Below are 13299 nucleotides of genomic sequence, written 5' to 3'. Positions count from 1 at the left end.
CGATAAAAAAGAAGCCTGTTTCGTAACAGGCTTCTTTTTTATTCCCTTATAATTCCATAACTCGTCCCAACTAGTACGGTCTTTTCATGTTGATTGCGATAAACTGACTCAATTGAAACTTTTTTATATCCTTCCATTTGCTCAATATTTGTTAAAGTTAATTCACAAGTAACCGTATCCCCTGTAAAAACTGGTCTAATAAACTCACTTACTAATTCCCTCGCTATGTAATGTAACTCTTCGCCTACTTTCGTCCCAATGCTAGCAGTCAATAAACCATGGACCATTAATCGTCCATTCTCATCATATTCCATATGATGTCTACCTTTATCGCCTGTAATATTTGCAAATTCAAAAACTTCTTCCTCGGTAAATCTTCTTTCGTATTTAAATATATCCCCAACTTTTACATTCATTTTTATCCCCCGTTTAATAAACTGAATTTTCTTTTATTTTATCACAAAATGAGTCTCAGTTCAGTTTATATTATTAAAATAGCAATCCTTTTTCTTTATTACCTTATAAGTTATCGATGCCCTTCCTTTTTTGCCACTTGATACCCATAGTACGCACATGTTCCATTTCTTGATAACTCTCTTACTTCAAAATCACAACTTCTATAAAAATCAAAATTGTTAGCGGACGTATGCGCAAACCAATCGCCATGCGGAAGCTTTTGTAAACAAAGAGCTACAAGTTTCTTACCTAACCCTTTCCCCCTATACTCACACTTCACAACTAAATTTACTATGTTAGCAACCATGATTTGATCAGAAATCACTCTAACCATCGCGACCATTTCTTCTTCATCCCAAATTGTGAAAGCCCATGTTGAATTTTCAAATGCAATCGTAAACTTTTCAATTTGCCAAGAAGGGATATTATCATTACTCCAGCCAGCATCTTCAAATAATGTCTTAATCGCATATGCTGGCACTCCATTCGTTCCTTCACGAATAATTAATCCATTATGATAAATATACATGTAATCCCTCCCTTTATTTTTTATATACCATTCTCCAAAAAATGCAATTCACCTTTTTTCATCCAACCCGCTTAATGGAATAAACGAGAACTTCCATCTCATGAAATGAAGTTGTTTTCTCATAACTAAGCCCTGTTTTTCTAGCAACAAATATTGAAGCTGGGTGGTTCGGATTAATAAGTGAAATTAATTTATTCATTTGTAATGCTTGAAAACCATAGTCTCGAAAAGCCGCCGCAGCCTCTTTCGCATACCCTTTCCCCCAATATTTAGGAAGTAGCCAATAGCCAATCTCAATTTCCGCTTTTCCATCTACCTTCTGCTTGACAAGTCCTGCATGACCAATTCTTATCCCTGTTTCCTTTTCAATCATTACAAATAAACCGAGACCATTTTTATAATTTGGCAGTACCCTCTCCTCCAAACTTTTTTTACATTGCATAAATGTTTTTAACGTTCCATTTCCAATATAGCGCATTACCTTCTCATCCCCCCATAAAGAAGCATAAAATGGTAAATCATCCATTGTATATTTGCGAAATTGTAAGCGATCTGTATGGAACACTCTTTTATTCACTCCCATCATTTTGAACCTCATTACATAACAACATATTTCAAACTACGTAAGTGTTGAATAATTCATATCAAGAAAGTTACCAAAAAGAAAGAAAATTCAATCTTATAAAAGTATATTATATCAAAAAAAAGCAGTAGACAAAAGAGTGTCTACTGCATCCATATCATAACTAGTATAAAGAAAACTACAATTGAGGGGGTGTAGGATTTTCAAATATACTAGATACTTATCCCGTTCTAACGGGCGGTAAACCTTCCAATCCTTTGAGTGGAAAGTTTACCGCACATAAGAACTTTGCGGTCATTAAGAAAGCACTGTTAAGTACTCAAATACACGCTGAGCTTTTTCTCCACCCATTCGTGCATGTTGAAGAAGAGAGATGCCATGTGGGCCAGATGCACGTAATGCTTCTGGTTGTGCTACTAAAATGGCTTGTACGACTTCAAGTTCACCCAGCATAGCTGCTGCAAAAATATCCATCCGAGCTCCCTTTTCCAGTAAATAAAGAGCAATATCTTTACGGCCTACATGGGCCGCTGCTCCTAAGGCACTTTCCCAATCTGATCCACCCCAATTATAAGAAGCATGAAGTAAGCTCGGTGATTCGGCCAAAAGCTCCTGTACTCTTTCTAGATCTCCGTGAGCTGCCATAACAAATTCCCTTACTAACTCAGTGGTAATACGCTCGTCTGTTTGCATCTCTCTTCTCCCTTTTCACAAATTCGTTTCGGTGTAAAAAATGGCTTGTCACTCCCTTGGAATATATCAACTTCAATTCCAAATACACGCTGAAACATTTGATGACATAGTACTTCTTCTGGTACGCCATCATACTGAATCTTCCCTTGTTTTAATACGAGTAAACGATCGCTATATTGAGCCGCTTGATTAATATCATGTAAAACCATTACAATCGTCATACCAAACTCTTCGTTTAATCGTTTAACAAGTTCCATTACTTCTAACTGATGGACGATATCTAAAAAGGTTGTTGGTTCATCTAATAGTAAGACATTTGTGCGTTGTGCAAGCGTCATTGCAATCCAAGCACGTTGCCTTTCTCCTCCTGATAAGGATTGTAAAAGACGATATTCATACCCTTCAAGCTTTGTAACAGACAATGCCCAATCAACAATTTCTTCATCTTCTTTATTTAAGCGACTACTCCATGATTTATGAGGACCTCTTCCGAACTCTATTAGTTCTTTCACTGTTAAATCTAATTGATGATCGTGCATTTGTGGTAACATCGCTAATTGCTTCGCTACATCTGCACTCTTCATCGTATAAATATTTTCCCCATCTAAAATGATGTCTCCTTCGCTTTGTTTAAGTAGCCGTGCTATTAAACGAAGCAAAGTAGATTTCCCCGATCCATTCGGGCCGATTAAACTAACGATTTCTCCAGCTTTAATATGTACATTCATATTTTGCATTTGAAATCTTTCAGAATGTGCGTAAAACACTTTGTTAACGGAAATCACGTTGTTTTCCTCCTCTATGGATTAAATATAAGAAGAACGGACCACCTAAGAAGGACAATAAAATACCAACAGGCAATTCGATTGGATCGAACCAACTTCGAGCTATCGCATCCGCAAAAACAAGTAATATCCCACCGCCAAGGCATGATAATGGCAGTAAATATTTATAGTCATTTCCAACTAATAAACGTAACATATGCGGTACAACAAGACCGACAAATCCAATAAGACCAGAAACACTAACTGCTATTCCAGCTAACATTGTACTTACTACTATTAAATAAAACCGACTTCTTTCCACGTTATACCCTAATAATTTTGCCATTTCATCCCCAAGCATTAATACTCGAATATGTTTAATACCGAAGAAAGCTAATATAATAGCGAATATCGCATAGTAAATAATCATATTTAAATGTGCCCAACTAACACCACCAATACCACCAGCTAACCACGGTAAAACTGATTGTACTTTATCGCTATGTAATAACATTAGCGCTGAAGTCGCTGCACCAATTAAGGCGTTTATTGAAACACCTACTAATACAATTCGTGAAGGTGGCGCCCCCTTTTGCCATGATAGTGCGTAAATGACCATTGCTGTAATAAAAGCTCCTAAAAACGCTCCTAGTGGTAAGAATGCCATATGTTGAGGAAATAAAATCATGATTATAATTGCTACAAGGCCTGCTCCTGATGAAACTCCGATAATTCCAGGATCTGCAAGAGGATTTCTCATAACCCCTTGCAATAATGCTCCTGATGCAGCTAAACACGTTCCTACTATAAAACCAACGAGCACTCTCGGTATACGAAGATCCCATACAATTCGATGAACTGTCGAACCTTCATCTTGTATACCTTCTATAATGTCTCGTAAAGAAAAAGATAAGCTCCCTGCAAAAAGGCCATAAAAAAGACCTAGAACAGTTAATACGACTAAAGTAACTGTTATTATCCACCTTTTTCTCGCAAAAGGATGTTCCTTTTCTCTTACTATTTCACTACTCTCCATACTTATCATTTCCTTACATCTTGTATACTTTTATACATAAAGTCCATCGCTTCTGTAACTTTTGTCCCAGGATTTGATCCAAATAAATCTGGTGGTAAAATAACTACACGATTTTGTTTTACTGCATCTAAATTTTTCCATGCTTCATTTTTCATCATTTCGCCTTCAAATGCTTTTTTCACACTATTGGGATCTCCATGTGTAATTAAATAAATCACATCTGGATTTGCTTCAATAATACGTTCTACACTTAGCTGTGCATATTGCGGATACTCTTTCATTTCTGGAAAACTAGCTGCGATATTTTTCCCGCCTGTTTTTTCTAAAATATCCCCTGATAGAGATGTTGGTAATGCTGCTAAATAAGTGCCTGGTGCTCCATAAACTAGCAACGCTTTAACGTCACTCTTTTTCTCATATTTCTTCATTTGATCATTAATTTTTTGGTTAAGCTCTTTTGCTTTATCTTCTTTCTTCATTACTGTTCCATACATTTCAATACCCTTTTGAATATCTTTTACAGAGTTGGCTGAAGAAATGATTACTTTTGTTCCTTGTCCTTCGACCGTTGGAATGTTCTTTTGGAATCCATTGTTAGCAACAAGTACATCCGGTTTTAAACTAGCAATTTGCTCAAAATTCGGTTGATGTGCATTCCCGATTACTTGCGCTTTCTTTAATTCCTCTGGGAGAGTTAATTTTGTATCCGGACGACCTACTATTTTTCCACCTAAAGCATGAATAATATCCATGTCTCCCATACTCAACGTAGCAAAACTTTCAGGAACTTTATTGAATGTTATCTTTCTGTCTGAGAGATCGGTAATTTCGATTTTGTCTGTTCCTTTGTCTGTTTTTGTTGCGGATGCTTTTTCGTTTTCTTTTGCACTGCAACCTATTAATAAGAAAAAAATAGATAAGATCGCTGTGAACAGCGTAATAGATTTGTTCATTCTTTCACCTCTAATTGATAATAATAATCATTAACTACTATTCTACTTTAATTGATAAGGATTATCATTGTCAATATGAAACGCATACATTTTCTACAAAAATGAAAAAACGCTACAAAAAGATTTCTTCTTTTCGTAGCGCCCTATTTAACAATTTTCTTCATATTCGCTCTCCTCTAATTGATCACGCATCGTTCTAACACGCTTAAAGAAGAAAAAAGCAAGAACTAAAAATACAATAATACTCCCCATCATAACAAAAGACTGTACCATACTTTTTATTCCACTTGGAATTAATAAACCGATCATTAAAAATGTACTTATAGCTAAAAGTACTTGTGCAAACCGGGTATAATCTGCTATTTTTTCTTGTAATTCTTTCATCTGCTTATCACTCCCATCCTCACTTTATCACATTCTATCAAGCTTAAAGACAAGTAAATAGAACCAATCTGGGAGATGTTTTCCAAAGTAAAAAAGAGCCGCTTACTCGCGGCTCTTTTTTATCTATTATACGCCTTTATATGCTTCCATATAGATTTCTTTCAGCTCTGAAATGAGCGGTAATTTTGGATTAGCTGTTGTACATTGATCTTCAAAAGCTCTTTCTGCTAATAATCCAACAACCCCTTCAAATTGGTCTTTAGCAACTCCTTGTCCTGCAATACTCATATTTATATTTAAGCTTTTTCCAAGCTCAATAATTGCTTGGACGAGTGATTCCACACCTTCCGCTGTTGAGCTTGCTGGAAGCCCGAGCATTCTCGCAATATGTGCATAGCGTTCATCAGCCACAAAGTGCTCATATTTTGGGAACAATGCGTGTTTTCTTGGCTTAATAGCATTATAGCGAACTACGTGCGGCATAAGAATTGCATTCGCACGTCCATGCGGAATATGGAATTCCGGTCCAATTTTATGCGCTAAACTATGATTAATACCTAGGAAAGCATTTGCAAATGCCATCCCTGCGATTGCGGAAGCATTATGCATTTTTTCTCGTGCTTCTTCATCATTTCCATCTTTATATGCTCTCGGTAAATATTTAAATACGAGATCAATTGCTTTTAATGCTAAACCATCAGTATAGTCATTTGCCAGAACAGACACATACGCTTCAATTGCATGTGTTAATACGTCCATACCAGTATCTGCCGTCACATGAGGTGGTACTGTCATTACAAATTGCGGATCAACAATCGCTACATCTGGTGTTAATTCATAATCCGCAAGCGGGTATTTAATATTATTTTTCTTATCTGTAATAACCGCAAATGGCGTCACTTCTGATCCCGTCCCTGATGTTGTTGGAATGGCAACAAATTGTGCTTTATTTCCCAAGTTCGGATACTTACATGTACGTTTTCTTACATCTAAAAACTTCTGTTTTATTCCATAGAATGTCGTTTCTGGGTGCTCATAGAATAGCCACATCCCTTTTGCTGCATCCATAGCTGAACCGCCACCAAGCGCGATAATTACATCTGGTTTAAAGCTTTTCATCATGTCCGCACCTTTAAATACAGTTTCATCTGATGGATCTGGCTCAACTTCAAAGAAAACTTCAACTTTCACATCATTTGTATGCTTACGTAAATAGTGCGTAACTGTATCTACATAACCGTGCTCAACCATCCCTGGATCCGTTACAATAAATGCGCGGGAAATGTTAGGCATGTTTGCTAAATATGCTGTCGCATGTTTTTCAAAATAAATTTTGGGTGGTAATTTGAACCACTGCATATTCTTTTTTCTATTTGCCAACCTTTTTATATTTAATAAATGAGTCGCCGTTACGTTTTGGGAAACTGAGTTTTTCCCGTAGGAGCCACAACCAAGCGTAAGTGATGGAATAAATCCATTATATATATCACCAATTCCACCTTGTGATGAAGGTGCATTTACAATGAGACGGCAGGCTTTCATACGTAACCCAAATTGTTTTTGTACTTCTTTATTTGTAGAATGGATAACCGCTGAATGCCCTAGGCCACCAAGCTCTAACATTTCTTCGCAATATGTAAATCCTTCTTCTAATGAATTTGCTTTTACACAAGCTAACACTGGGCTCAGTTTCTCACGAGATAGTGGATACGCTGCTCCGATGCCTTTAATTTCAGCTACAAGCATTTTTGTATGTTCAGGTACAGTAATTCCTACTAATTCAGCAATATACTGTGCTGATTTCCCAACAATATCACTATTTACTGCACATGTATTTTCATTAATAACAAGCTTTTCTAATTTCTTTCTCTCTTCCTCTGTTACAAAATAACAATTATTTGCAATCATTTCTGCTTTAACATCATTATAGATTTCCTTATCTACAATGATGGCTTGTTCTGACGCACAAATCATACCGTTATCAAATGTTTTCGATAAAATCAAATCATTAACAGCACGTTTTACATGTGCCGATTTCTCTATATAACATGGTACATTACCTGGCCCTACACCTAGCGCGGGTTTACCAGTAGAATAAGCCGATTTCACCATACCAGCCCCTCCAGTTGCTAGAACGAGTGCGACACCATCATGGTTCATTAATTGTTTCGTTGCTTCCACAGAAGGTCTTTCAATCCATTGAATACAATGCTTTGGTGCACCAGCTTTCACTGCTGCATCATATACTGTTTTTGCCGCTGCAACGGAACAGTTTTGTGCAGAAGGATGAAATGCGAAAATAATTGGATTTCTCGTTTTTATCGCGATTAATGCTTTAAACATTGTTGTCGATGTTGGGTTCGTTACTGGCGTTACCCCAGCTACTACACCGACAGGTTCTGCGATTTCTATTATTTCTTCATGAGGATCTTCATGAATAATCCCTACCGTTTTATCTTTCTTTATACTATGCCAAATATATTCAGTGGCAAAAATATTTTTAATGCATTTATCTTCATATACGCCACGGCCCGTTTCTTCAACAGCCAACTTCGCAAGCGGCATATGTTGATCGACACCCGCAAGCGCCATTTCATGAACAATGTTGTCAATTTGCTCTTGTGTAAAACTTTCTAATGCTTGTAAAGCTTTTTGACCGTTATCTACTAACGTATCAATCATCTCTTTTACCTCTTGCATTTCATTTACAACTTTCTCTTTGACTACCATGTAAATTTCCTCCTATTCTGCTATCCTGGACTTCATAAGTCCCTATAGGTCATAAAAAGTCCCGATTAGCGTAAAAAAATAGAGTTACCTTCCTACATGAATCCCATTGATTGTGAAATATTTCACAAGTTTGTTCGTGAATAACATTTCATGAATTCAATATACATGAAATCATTTCATTTGTGTATGTCTAATTTGTGAAATATTTCACAAATTAATATAATAAAATGCACTGCTCTATATTAGCAGTGCATTTTTTATCCTTTTCGGCAAGAAGGCTCCATCTAATTTGTGTTACGGGTGAAACCCAACAATTCAGGTGGAGATGAATTGCCGTCAGAAGGTAGGCTGAACTCTTTTGTTTCGGTCATAACAATTTTTTGAGGGCGAATATTTGTTTCCTTTTGTCTTACGATATAATCTGTCGTAGATAAGGAGGGAATATATCTTAAGACAACGAAATTGGATAATAATAATCATTCGGTTACTTGAACCAAAAGGAATTACGATGAAGACTATGTTCACATTTTGTTCCGTTTAGTTCCAAATATTGATTTGTCAAAAGTAATTAACAGTTACAAAAGTGTTAGTTCTCGTTTCGTGAAACGAGATTTCCCAAGATAAAACATTATCTTAGGAAAGAAATAATTTTAATGAACTCTCTAAGAAAGGTGGTGAAAACAATGGCTAGAAAGAAAGCAGTGAAAGTATTACGTAAACAAAAGAAAAGAGAAAACATGCAACGATTCACTCAGAAACAGAATATCGGACGAGCTTGTCTCACAGCTAAAGAATTTCGTTTACTTCAGCGCATGTCACATAGTTCAAAAGCATTGCGAAATGTTGGATTGTACACCATTAAACAAAGTTACTTGAATAATAACAAGATGGCTACTGTAAAAGAAGTGGATACTGCCATGCAAACCGATATGAACTACTGGGGCATTCAATCAAACTCTGTTCAAGCGATTCGTAGAGCCTTATTTACAGAAGTGAAGAGCTTTTTTAAAGCACTGGAACAGTGGAAGAAAAAACCTGAAACATTCGCAGGTCGTCCTAAGTTTCCGAATTACTCTGGTCCAACTGACAAACGAATCATTGAAATCTATCAAGTTCCAAAAGTGGATGATAACGGGTATTGGCTGATTCCGATGAATGTTGCATTCAGAAAAAAATTCGGTTCTATTAAAATACGTATGCCTAAAAATGTAAGAAATAAAAAAATCTCCTACATTGAGATTGTACCGAAGCAAAAAGGTCGGTTCTTTGAGGTGCATTATACATATGAGATGCACGTTTCTCAAATGAAGAAACAATCCACGACTACTAGTAACGCTTTGAGTTGCGATTTAGGTGTAGACAGATTATTAAGTTGTGTAACAAATACAGGTGATACATTCTTAATTGATGGGAAAAAATTAAAATCCATTAACCAATACTTCAACAAAATGATACGTAATCTACAACAGAAAAATATGGACAATGGAATTTCAAAACGTATTGTAACGAATAAAATGGCTGCACTTTGGCATAAACGAGAAAGACAAATAAATGGTTACATTTCACAAACTGTAGGCCTGTTGTTCAAAAAAGTGAAAGCATGCAACATAGATACGGTTGTCGTAGGGTATAACACTGGTTGGAAACAAAAATCTGATATGGGAAAAAAGAATAACCAAAAATTTGGTCAAATCCCATTTCATAAACTGATTGCAGCAATTGAGAATAAATGTGTAAAAGAAGGCATCCGATTTTTAAAACAAGAAGAAAGCTATACTTCAAAAGCTAGTTTTCTTGATAAAGATAGGGTTCCAGTTTGGGATAAGGATGATAGGACGCATTATCGCTTTAGTGGCAAACGAATCACTCGTGGTCTGTACCAAAGTAAAGCAGGAACATGTATCCATGCTGATATTAATGGTGCGCTGAATACATTGAAAAAATCAAGAGTTGTACAATTAGATGAAAATCTCAAAGTGAAAACGCCGATTCTATTAGAAGTGCAAAAACGTAAGGCTGTTGCTTCGTGCATAGCTTAGTGGGTGTGTCAACCATCCATGTGTACTCGACTTTTCGGGGCTTGTAGCACACGCCAGGGTAATCTGAGTGGTGGCTTCTTCCATAAGGAAGAATTGCTCTTTTTCGAAAGGGTGGTGCAAGTGGGGAAACGATTGTTCGTTTCTAGTACCAACCAAAAACTTACTTGGGGTGTTACCTTAAGGTGGCATGCATTCTAGAGCGTCAAACTGTCTAGCGATAGACGAAAAGACCTAGAGTTCTAACTCAAAGCCCCCACTGAAACGCTTCATCTCAGCGGGGGTAGTTGACTATGCTAGTGCTTGTGCCAAATCTTCAATTAAATCTTCTCCATCTTCAATACCAACAGAGATTCGAATTAATGTATCTGTAATTCCTAATTCTTTACGGCGATCTGCTGGGATTGATGCATGTGTCATTTGTGATGGAATCGAAATTAAACTTTCTACTGCTCCTAAGCTTTCAGCAAGTGTAAAGTATTGCAGTTTCTCAAGTACTTTATTCAACGTTTCCGCACTATCTACATCAAATGAGATGATAGCACCAAATCCATTTGCTTGTTCTGTTGCTAGTTCATGGTTTTGATGGGATTCAAGACCTGGATAATATACTTTATTTACTTTCGGATGGTTATTTAAAAACTCGGCAATCGCACGTGAATTCGTTTCATGTTCTTCCATACGAATTCCTAATGTTTTTAAACCACGAAGTAGTAAGAAGCTATCTTGTGGGCCAAGAATACCTCCTGTTGAGTTTTGTACAAAGTGAAGGTCTTCTGCTAATTGCGGGCTATTTACAACTACTAGGCCTGCAACTACGTCACTATGTCCTCCTAAATATTTCGTTGCACTATGAAGCACAATGTCTGCTCCTAAAGAAATTGGCGACTGCCAATATGGCGTCATAAATGTGTTATCAATAATTGTTAATAAATCTTTCTCTTTAGCAAGAGCAGATATTTTCTTAATATCAGTAATTTTTAGTAATGGGTTCGTTGGTGTTTCTACATAAATCGCTTTCGTATTTGGACGAATCGCTTCTACAACTTCCTCTAGGTTTGTTGTATCTACAAATGTATGCTCAATACCGAAGCGGTTTAATACTTTCGTAATAACACGGTACGTTCCGCCATAAACATCATCTGTTAAAATGACGTGGTCACCTTTTGAGAACAACATAATTGTTGCTGTAATAGCAGCCATTCCTGAACCAAATGCAAATCCAGCATGACCGTTTTCTAATACAGCAATCATTTCTTCTAAAGCTGCACGTGTTGGGTTGCCTGTACGTGAATATTCATATCCTTGATGCTTACCAACTGCTTCTTGTTTATACGTACTTGTTTGATAAATCGGTACGTTTACAGATCCAGTTGAAGGTTCTCCTATGCGAATACCATGAATTAATTTTGTCTTTGCTCTCATTTTTTATTCCCATCCTTTGTATATGTCTTTACTTAAATAGCGCTCACTACTATCAGGAAAAATCGTTACAATATTCGTACCTGGTGCTGCTTTCTCTGCCTCAAGTAAGCTTGCATGAAACGCTGCTCCTGAAGAGCTCCCAACGAGAAGGCCTTCTTTTTGCGCTAACTCTTTCACTCGTAAAAATGCATGTCGATCAGAAATTGTATGAATTTCATCAAAATAAGATGTTTTTAAAAATGGCGGGATGAATTCAAGACCAATCCCTTCTGTTTCATGTGAACCAGCTTTACCACCATTTAAAATAGATCCTTCTGGTTCTACAATAACCGTCTTAATATCAATGTTTTTCTCTTTTAAATAAGACGCAGTTCCCATAAACGTACCGCCAGTTCCTGCCCCTGCAACAAATATGTTAATTTCTCCATTCAATGCATCCCAAAGTTCAGGACCTAATGTTTTGAAATAAGCACGAGGGTTTGCTTCATTCGCAAACTGACTTGGAGAGTATGAATTCGGTATTTCATTTACTAATTCTTTTGCCTTTGCAATCGCGCCGGTCATTCCTTGCTCAGTCGGTGTATGCACGACCGTTGCACCTAGCGCTTTCATTAATTCTTGTTTTTCAATACTAAATTTTTCTGGTACACAAACAATGACGCGTAAATCATGTTCTAACGCTGCAAGTGCCAGTCCAATGCCAGTATTCCCAGCCGTCGGTTCAATAATTGTTCCGCCCTCTGCAACAAGCCCTTTTTCTAGTGCATCTTCGATTAATTCTCTTCCTAAACGATCCTTAACGCTTCCGCCTGGGTTGTAAAATTCAAGCTTTGCAAATAAACGGACTCCTTTCGGAAGTAAAAAACGAGTAATTTCCACGATTGGTGTATGACCAATCAACTCATGAACTCCACGATATACATTCATCGTGTTCTCCCCCTTATTTGCCAATAAAGAAAAGGCAACTGTATGTATTTTCTTTATATGAGACAGTTGCCTTTTTGTTACATTACTTTAACTCTTCTAGTACTTTTACGATAAAGTTTGTAGAATGAAGAGCTGCTTGATCTAAAAATTGATCAAATGAAACATTCGATTCTTTACCAGCAATATCAGAAAGTGCACGAATAATAACAAACGGAACTTCGTATTGGTGGCATACTTGCGCAACAGCTGCTGCTTCCATTTCTACTGCATAAAGGTCTTCAAATTTATCACGAATTGCTGCAACGCGGTTCGGATCACTCATAAATGAATCACCTGTTGCAATCATACCTTTTACAACTTGAATATTTTCTTCTGCCTGCATACATTTCTCAGCTAATGCAACTAATGCCTCATCAGCTTTAAATCCAGGTGGCATTCCTGGCACTTGACCATATTCGTAGTTAAATGCTGTTACATCTACGTCATGGTGACGAACTTCTGTTGAAATAACTACATCACCAACATTTAGAGAGTGATGGAATCCACCAGCTGAACCAGTATTAATTATTTTTTCAGGCTTATATTTTTCTAATAAAATTGTCGTTGACATCGCTGCATTTACTTTACCAATACCAGACTTTAGCAAGATTACTTCATGTCCTGCCAATAGCCCTTTCGTAAATTCACAACCTGCAACAGTTTCTGTTTCTGCTTGTTCTAGTTTGTCACGTAAAATACGTACTTCTTCTTCCATTGCTCCAATTACAGCAATTCTCAATCTAA

At 36.9% G+C, this 13299-nt stretch carries 13 protein-coding genes and 1 pseudogene; 2 read left to right on the top strand and 12 right to left on the bottom strand.

Translation table 11 applies throughout. The features are described from left to right. Window positions 1-38 precede the first annotated feature (38 nt). The 9 genes from MHH66_RS04975 to adhE form a co-directional block, all read right to left on the bottom strand. Window positions 39-416, bottom strand: coding sequence for a MaoC/PaaZ C-terminal domain-containing protein (locus tag MHH66_RS04975; RefSeq protein WP_002015250.1), 378 nt, complete (start codon window positions 414-416; stop codon window positions 39-41). Between the two features lie 110 nt (window positions 417-526). Next, window positions 527-985, bottom strand: coding sequence for a GNAT family N-acetyltransferase (locus tag MHH66_RS04970; protein ID WP_002015252.1), 459 nt, complete (start codon window positions 983-985; stop codon window positions 527-529). Between the two features lie 58 nt (window positions 986-1043). Further along, a complete protein-coding gene (locus MHH66_RS04965) occupies window positions 1044-1571 on the bottom strand; it encodes a GNAT family N-acetyltransferase (protein ID WP_078184453.1) in 528 nt (175 codons plus the stop codon). 294 nt (window positions 1572-1865) lie between these two features. Further along, the gene (locus MHH66_RS04960; protein ID WP_002129192.1) at window positions 1866-2261 is read right to left on the bottom strand and encodes an ankyrin repeat domain-containing protein; all 396 of its coding nucleotides are present in this window, start codon (window positions 2259-2261) and stop codon (window positions 1866-1868) included. Then, window positions 2228-3046, bottom strand: coding sequence for an ABC transporter ATP-binding protein (locus tag MHH66_RS04955; protein WP_002129193.1), 819 nt, complete (start codon window positions 3044-3046; stop codon window positions 2228-2230). The genes MHH66_RS04960 and MHH66_RS04955 overlap by 34 nt, the downstream gene beginning before the upstream one ends. Then, window positions 3033-4061 (bottom strand): FecCD family ABC transporter permease, encoded by a 1029-nt coding sequence (locus MHH66_RS04950; RefSeq protein ID WP_002015259.1) that lies wholly within the window; start codon window positions 4059-4061, stop codon window positions 3033-3035. Before MHH66_RS04950 ends, MHH66_RS04955 begins: the two co-directional genes overlap by 14 nt. A 5-nt stretch (window positions 4062-4066) precedes the next feature. After that, entirely contained in the window at window positions 4067-5014 is a 948-nt protein-coding gene (locus tag MHH66_RS04945; RefSeq protein WP_002015260.1) for an ABC transporter substrate-binding protein, read from the bottom strand. Between the two features lie 147 nt (window positions 5015-5161). Next, window positions 5162-5398, bottom strand: a complete 237-nt coding sequence (locus MHH66_RS04940; RefSeq protein ID WP_002034123.1) for a YrhC family protein — start codon at window positions 5396-5398, stop codon at window positions 5162-5164. A gap of 126 nt (window positions 5399-5524) precedes the next feature. Then, window positions 5525-8128 (bottom strand): bifunctional acetaldehyde-CoA/alcohol dehydrogenase, encoded by a 2604-nt coding sequence (adhE, locus tag MHH66_RS04935; protein WP_002143202.1) that lies wholly within the window; start codon window positions 8126-8128, stop codon window positions 5525-5527. 478 nt (window positions 8129-8606) lie between these two features. On the opposite strand from adhE, the pseudogene MHH66_RS28565 reads away from it, so the two are divergent. Then, window positions 8607-8790, top strand: a pseudogene (locus tag MHH66_RS28565) (transposase); the annotation flags it as partial. Window positions 8791-8811: 21 nt separating this feature from the next. After that, window positions 8812-10167, top strand: coding sequence for an RNA-guided endonuclease TnpB family protein (locus tag MHH66_RS04930; protein ID WP_078184480.1), 1356 nt, complete (start codon window positions 8812-8814; stop codon window positions 10165-10167). Between the two features lie 288 nt (window positions 10168-10455). Here MHH66_RS04930 and MHH66_RS04925 read toward each other — a convergent pair whose 3' ends face one another. From MHH66_RS04925 to mtnN, 3 genes are all read right to left on the bottom strand, one after another. After that, window positions 10456-11589 (bottom strand): bifunctional cystathionine gamma-lyase/homocysteine desulfhydrase, encoded by a 1134-nt coding sequence (locus tag MHH66_RS04925; RefSeq protein ID WP_002067265.1) that lies wholly within the window; start codon window positions 11587-11589, stop codon window positions 10456-10458. Window positions 11590-11592: 3 nt separating this feature from the next. Continuing rightward, window positions 11593-12516 carry an O-acetylserine dependent cystathionine beta-synthase gene (locus MHH66_RS04920; protein WP_063219490.1) on the bottom strand — a complete coding sequence of 308 codons (924 nt, stop codon included), beginning with the start codon at window positions 12514-12516 and terminating at the stop codon, window positions 11593-11595. A gap of 82 nt (window positions 12517-12598) precedes the next feature. After that, window positions 12599-13294, bottom strand: coding sequence for a 5'-methylthioadenosine/S-adenosylhomocysteine nucleosidase (mtnN, locus tag MHH66_RS04915; RefSeq protein WP_061674809.1), 696 nt, complete (start codon window positions 13292-13294; stop codon window positions 12599-12601). Between the last annotated feature and the right edge of the window lie 5 nt (window positions 13295-13299).

The sequence above is a fragment of the Bacillus sp. FSL H8-0492 genome (assembly GCF_038006145.1).
In the GTDB taxonomy this organism is placed as follows: domain Bacteria; phylum Bacillota; class Bacilli; order Bacillales; family Bacillaceae_G; genus Bacillus_A; species Bacillus_A mycoides.
Note: the sequence above shows the minus strand (reverse complement) of the source record. Positions and strands in the feature narration are given on the sequence as shown.

Coding starts and splice junctions, on each gene's coding strand:
- MHH66_RS04975 (WP_002015250.1), bottom strand. CDS start 416: ATGAATGTAAAAGTTGGGGATATATTTAAATACGAAAGAAGATTTACC.
- MHH66_RS04970 (WP_002015252.1), bottom strand. CDS start 985: ATGTATATTTATCATAATGGATTAATTATTCGTGAAGGAACGAATGGA.
- MHH66_RS04965 (WP_078184453.1), bottom strand. CDS start 1,571: ATGATGGGAGTGAATAAAAGAGTGTTCCATACAGATCGCTTACAATTT.
- MHH66_RS04960 (WP_002129192.1), bottom strand. CDS start 2,261: ATGCAAACAGACGAGCGTATTACCACTGAGTTAGTAAGGGAATTTGTT.
- MHH66_RS04950 (WP_002015259.1), bottom strand. CDS start 4,061: ATGGAGAGTAGTGAAATAGTAAGAGAAAAGGAACATCCTTTTGCGAGA.
- MHH66_RS04945 (WP_002015260.1), bottom strand. CDS start 5,014: ATGAACAAATCTATTACGCTGTTCACAGCGATCTTATCTATTTTTTTC.
- MHH66_RS04940 (WP_002034123.1), bottom strand. CDS start 5,398: ATGAAAGAATTACAAGAAAAAATAGCAGATTATACCCGGTTTGCACAA.
- adhE (WP_002143202.1), bottom strand. CDS start 8,128: ATGGTAGTCAAAGAGAAAGTTGTAAATGAAATGCAAGAGGTAAAAGAG.
- MHH66_RS04930 (WP_078184480.1), top strand. CDS start 8,812: ATGGCTAGAAAGAAAGCAGTGAAAGTATTACGTAAACAAAAGAAAAGA.
- MHH66_RS04925 (WP_002067265.1), bottom strand. CDS start 11,589: ATGAGAGCAAAGACAAAATTAATTCATGGTATTCGCATAGGAGAACCT.
- MHH66_RS04920 (WP_063219490.1), bottom strand. CDS start 12,516: ATGAATGTATATCGTGGAGTTCATGAGTTGATTGGTCATACACCAATC.